General features: G+C 72.3%; 3 protein-coding genes and 1 pseudogene. 1 reads left to right on the top strand and 3 read right to left on the bottom strand.

Annotated features, from left to right (window positions below; translation table 11 throughout):
• Nucleotides 1-295: pseudogene (locus FNH09_RS46420) on the top strand (hypothetical protein); the annotation flags it as partial.
• Between the two features lie 292 nt (nucleotides 296-587).
• Here the strand turns inward: FNH09_RS46420 and FNH09_RS46415 are convergent.
• The 3 genes from FNH09_RS46415 to FNH09_RS49385 form a co-directional block, all read right to left on the bottom strand.
• Nucleotides 588-803: a hypothetical protein gene (locus FNH09_RS46415; RefSeq protein WP_152895878.1), complete on the bottom strand. Its 216-nt coding sequence runs from the start codon at nucleotides 801-803 to the stop codon at nucleotides 588-590.
• The gene (locus FNH09_RS46410; RefSeq protein WP_202919906.1) at nucleotides 800-970 is read right to left on the bottom strand and encodes a winged helix domain-containing protein; all 171 of its coding nucleotides are present in this window, start codon (nucleotides 968-970) and stop codon (nucleotides 800-802) included. Before FNH09_RS46410 ends, FNH09_RS46415 begins: the two co-directional genes overlap by 4 nt.
• 20 nt (nucleotides 971-990) lie before the next feature.
• A partial coding sequence (locus tag FNH09_RS49385; protein WP_238427501.1) for a hypothetical protein occupies nucleotides 991-1305 on the bottom strand: 315 nt, incomplete at its 5' end.

Below are 1305 nucleotides of genomic sequence, written 5' to 3'. Positions count from 1 at the left end.
CCACCCCCCGACCACCACGTGGATGCGCGAGCAGTGGCAGGACCCGACGCAGACCCCCGAAGCCCGGCTGGCCGCCGCGATCGGCTGGCTCTGCCTCACCGACGAACCCGCCCCCGACAACCTGCGCGCCACCATAGACGACCTCACCACCGACAAACGCGCCCACGCCATGAACGCCCTGCCCTGGATGGCCGTTGCCGCCCCCTCCGACGAGACCGGACTGCGACGCTGCATCCGCAAGATGCTCCACCCCGAACAGCCCGACCCGGTGGGCTACGACGACCCGTGGGCCTGAAGCGGGACGTGACGGGCTCGTGCGCACAGTGGCTCTGACACGGCTTGTCCGTCTTCCGGGCAGAGGGCCAGGACGAGCCGAGCAAGCTCAACACCTGCCCGCAGTGCGGGGAGTGGATGCACGGGTGGGGAATCCGGATCCTCAGCGATCCCGTAGGGGAAGTCTCCTTCTAGGACCAGATCCAGCCGGTCGCGCCCGAGCTGTACGCGGTTGCGGCCGGTCTGCCAGCGCACGTGGTCCGGGGGGAGGCTGTGCCCGGCGGCGGCCTGGTCCTCGGTGAGGGCGCCATCGTTCACAGCGTCGGTGCTGGTGGCCGCAGTGAAGTACCTGTCTCGGTGGAGAGGTTCAGGGACGGGTGAGCGGCCAGGGCCGGGGCCAGCAGGATCTGGGCGCGGCCGGTGGCGTAGTTGCGGGCGGTGTCGATCCACGCGCCGGAGGCGGCCGCGCGAGCGGCCGCCTCCGGGATCGCCCGGCACCGGTAAGTACCGAGGGCGAGGTGTGCGGTCACAGCAGGCTCCCCGCCGTGGCGGCCCGCCCGGCAACGAGCTCCTGGACCAGCCCGACGATGTCCTCGATGGCGAGGCCGGCCGTGTCGGCGAGCGTGGCCAGGCCTACGGTGCGGCCGTCGACCAGCGGGCGCAGCACCGCCTCCGCCGCGGGCGCGAACTCGAACACGGTGCTGGCGGCAAAGAGCGTCAGCGTGTCCTCGCCGACCTCCAGCCCAGCGTGGGCGGTCGCCAGCCGCCCTGGAGCCGGCGCGGGCTCGATCCTTCGGCGGCGGCCTCGCCCTCTGTGTCGCTGGGCCAGTTCCCCGTCCCCACCACCTTCACGGCGATGTTCGGTTCAGGTGCGCCTGGTCGCCATCCGGGGCCGTGGTCGGGGCATCTGGCATCGACGACACCCAGCCAGGCCAGCTGCTCGCTGCTCGCTGCTCGCTGCTCGCTGCTCGCGAGACTACAGCGGGCGTAGGTACGGGCGGCTGTCATGCGCTCTGCCGTCCCGTCCCGCTC

This window comes from Streptomyces adustus (assembly GCF_009377175.1).
Lineage (GTDB): Bacteria > Actinomycetota > Actinomycetes > Streptomycetales > Streptomycetaceae > Streptomyces > Streptomyces adustus.
This window is presented reverse-complemented; position numbering and strand designations above follow the sequence as displayed.